This is a genomic window from Algoriphagus sp., from assembly GCF_030694375.1.
Taxonomy (GTDB): Bacteria; Bacteroidota; Bacteroidia; order Cytophagales; family Cyclobacteriaceae; genus Algoriphagus.
Genome location: NZ_JAUXYL010000009.1, coordinates 1 through 3,667 on the forward strand (window position 1 = coordinate 1; position 3,667 = coordinate 3,667).

4 protein-coding genes are annotated in these 3,667 nt (G+C 38.1%); all 4 read right to left on the reverse strand.

Annotated features, from left to right (window positions below):
- Positions 1-90: 90 nt before the first annotated feature.
- Positions 91-501: a hypothetical protein gene (locus Q8M62_RS03265; RefSeq protein WP_304899519.1), complete on the reverse strand. Its 411-nt coding sequence runs from the start codon at positions 499-501 to the stop codon at positions 91-93.
- 237 nt (positions 502-738) lie between these two features.
- A complete protein-coding gene (locus tag Q8M62_RS03270) occupies positions 739-1,347 on the reverse strand; it encodes a sugar transferase (protein WP_304899520.1) in 609 nt (202 codons plus the stop codon).
- A 1-nt stretch (position 1,348) separates the two neighbouring features.
- Complete coding sequence (locus Q8M62_RS03275; protein ID WP_304899521.1) at positions 1,349-2,485, reverse strand: aminotransferase class I/II-fold pyridoxal phosphate-dependent enzyme; 1,137 nt, start codon at positions 2,483-2,485, stop codon at positions 1,349-1,351.
- A gap of 129 nt (positions 2,486-2,614) precedes the next feature.
- Positions 2,615-3,667, reverse strand: a 1,053-nt coding sequence (locus Q8M62_RS03280) for an MraY family glycosyltransferase (RefSeq protein ID WP_305668013.1), incomplete at its 5' end; no start/stop codon positions are given.

The window sequence follows — 3,667 nt, forward strand, 5'->3', positions numbered from 1 at the left end:
CGCAAAAGCGGCTTTACTCAATCCTGACAGCTGCCATCTGTAGAACAGCTCATAGTAGGTCTCGATACTTCTCTTTTTCATCCCGCAACTTTAGCTCATAAAGCAAAGCCCATCAAGATGCAGTTCGTCGGAGGGATACAAACTTGCAACTATTAAAACCGAGGTAGGAAGGAGGAATTTATCATTAAGAAAGCTTCCATGGAAAAAATTAAGAAATAGGAAAAGAATAAAATTGATCAGGACGGTCTTAAAAATATTTGAGCCATCACGAAATCCGGTATGCCTTACTATACCCTCATAACTTCGAGTATTTTGCATAACTAGCAGGCCTCCAATCATAAAAGTGAAGCTTCCTGCAAACGCATCATACTGCTCGATGAGTTCAAGTTCAAAGTTAAATCGAACCAAGTAACCGAAAAGAGCACAATGATAAAGAATAAGAGAATCAAGAGAAGCAATAATCCATCTTGGGAGAATCTTCAGTCTGGATAAAAAATTCATAGTAGATTTATTTTCAAATAGTTATAATACAAATTTTCAAACTATTTATTCAAAATATTATTGCAAAGTAAGCAGATTTTTTTTATTTATTCATTTTCATTTTTTTTTTTTAGGTTATTCTGTAATTTTCAGCCAATTGTATTGAAGATTTATCTAAAACCAACCCCTAAAGAAAGTTAAACTACGAAGCAAAAGAGGTTATTGGTTTTTTTTGAATTAAATAAGTTGGGAAAAGGACTATTTAGTACCAGTGAATTTTCCAACCGTGACATGTCCATGTTGGCTCACACCTTTTCCCCTGAATACATTCCAGAGAGTTTGAAAAAGTATTTTTAAATCCAAACCAAGGGAAACATGTTGTACATACCAGATATCGTATTCAAATTTTTTTTCCCATGTAATCGCATTTCTTCCGTTGATTTGGGCCCAACCTGTCACACCGGGTCTCACCTGATGTCTTTTTGCCTGTGTAGAATTATATAAAGTCAAGTACTCTTTCAGCAATGGTCGAGGCCCAACTAGGCTCATTTCTCCTTTCAAGACATTGATTAATTGAGGGATTTCATCCAATGAAGTTTTACGAACCATTTTGCCGAAATTGGTAATTCTAAGTTCATCTGAAAGTAAATCTCCAAATTGATTTTTGGAATCTGCCATAGTTTTAAACTTCATTATTTTAAAAAGTGCAGCATTTCTTCCGGGTCGATCTTGAAAAAAGAAAGGATTCCCTTTAAAATGTAGTGCGAGTAGAACTAGCAGCGTCAAAAAGAATGGAAGAAGAATAAGTAACATTAAAGAGGCAAGAATTACATCTAGAATTCTCTTCCAAAAATGTGGGTAATTCACACTAGGAAATTTTGGTCAATTCATTTTCTATAACTCCCACAATTTTCTTTTGATCTTCATAGGTCAGCGTAATCGAACTTGGGAGGCACAAACCGCGCAGAAATAACTTTTCAGCAACATGACCTCCATAAAACGGCACCCCGCGGTAGGCAGGCTGAAGATGGAGGGGTTTCCACAAAAACCTAGTCTCAATTCCATTTTTAAACAACAAAATCCGAAGTCGGTCATTTGAAAATCCGGTTTGTTTATCGTCAATCAAAATTGTGGTCAACCAAAAATTAGACTTAGATTCCTCCGACTCTGATTGAAAACTTATTCCTGGAAGGTCCTCAAAGAGAATTCTATACCTTTCGTTAATTAACCGTCGCTTTTCCACACAAGCATCGAGTTTCTCGAGTTGGGCAAGGCCTACTGCTGCGGCCATATTATTCATTCTATAATTGTATCCAATCTCCAGATGCTGATAATAGGGCAAGTCTTCTCTGGCTTGGGTGGATAGATATTTCGCTCTTTCAATAATGGTGACTTCATCAGAAATCAAAGCCCCGCCACCGCCTGAGGTGATGATTTTATTTCCATTGAAGGAAAATACGCCGATTTTACCAAACGAACCACAACTTAATTCTTTGTAGGTGCTACCGACAGCTTCAGCAGCATCTTCCAAGACTGGGATCTTATATTTTTCGGAAATCTCCATTATTTCTTTCATTTTGGCCGGCATGCCAAATAGATGAACGACAATAATAGCTTTGGGCTTTCTCCCCAAGGATATTCTACTCAAAATTGCATCTTCAAGAAGTTCTGGCGACATGTTCCATGTATCTTCCTCACTATCGACAAAAATTGGAGAGGCACCAAGGTATACGATTGGATTGGCTGAAGCACAAAAAGTAAAGGATTGGCAAATGACCTCATCTCCGGGACCGACTCCCAAAATCACCAGTCCGAGATGTAAAGCAGAAGTGCCTGAGTTGAGTGCAACTGCCTGATGGGTTCTAATTTTTTTTGAAAATTTATTTTCAAACTTATTTATAAAGGACCCATTTGTAGCCAATTGTCCCGAGCTCATGGCCTCTTCAATATATACCCTTTCATTTCCATCAAATACGGGAGCGGAAAGTGGAATCAAATAGGGCATAAATCAAATAATAAGAATTGATGCTGTTAAACTTACAACTTAAAGGACAAAAACCAAACCAGAAAATTCATTTTTAAAACTAAAAAGGCTCCAATGGAGCCTCTCTTACTATTTTACTGTCTATAATTACTAATTCAAATTCATCTCTTCAGGATTCAACATTTCTTTGTCCAATTTAACTTTACTTTTTTGGGTAGAAGTCAAAGGCTTGATTTCCAAAATCCTTGGAGTGTTAAGTGAATGTCTTTTGACATATTTTACAGTCACTTTGTCAAGTCTAAAACCAAGGGCAAGGACAATAGCTGCCAACACAGGAAGGATAATATTATCCGAAAAATCTCCCAAAATAAATACCAATAAAATTAGACTTAATTGCAGTAAACCCAAGGTTAAAGCAACTTCATTATGCTTCATCCCCATTCTTATCATAAAATGGTGAATATGGCTTTTATCTGCTGTCATCGGATGCTTTCCTTGGGCAAGCCTTTTAGCAAAAACTCTTGCCATATCATAAAGCGGATAGATCATCAGTACAATTCCTGCAGTGAATGAAGGCTGAATTTTAAGGAATGCGTCTGCGGGTAATGCTGCATTATTTTCCATGAAGGCGACGATCAAACTGCCCAATCCAAAGCCAAGGGTAAGAGAGCCTGTATCACCCATAAAAATTTTAGCAGGGTGCCAATTGAAGATCATAAATGCAAGTACACCACCGAGCAATGAAAAGCTAAGGACGGCATAACTTTCAAGACCTTGGATATAAAACCATCCTCCCAAGATGCTTAAGGAAATGGCTGCCACCGTACCTGCAAGTCCATCTAATCCATCAATTAAATTAAAGGCATTGGTCAAGGCTAAAAGTACAAAAGAAGTAAACCCATAGCTGATCAGTAGCGGGAGCTCATGTACTCCTATGAAACCATGAAAATCTTTGATCCGAATATCTCCGGCCACAACCACAATTAAGACAGCAACAAACTGACCCGCCAATTTATGTTTGGCTTTCAGTTCGACCATGTCATCCCGGAGTCCCACAATAAACATCAAGGCAATAGCACCAAGAAGAAATCGAATATCAGGAAGTGGAAACTGCCATCCCCAAATCGCAAGGGTGACGAAGGTGGCGACCACAAAACTAATTCCTCCCATCGAGGGCGTGAATTTCTTGTGAATTTTGCGCCC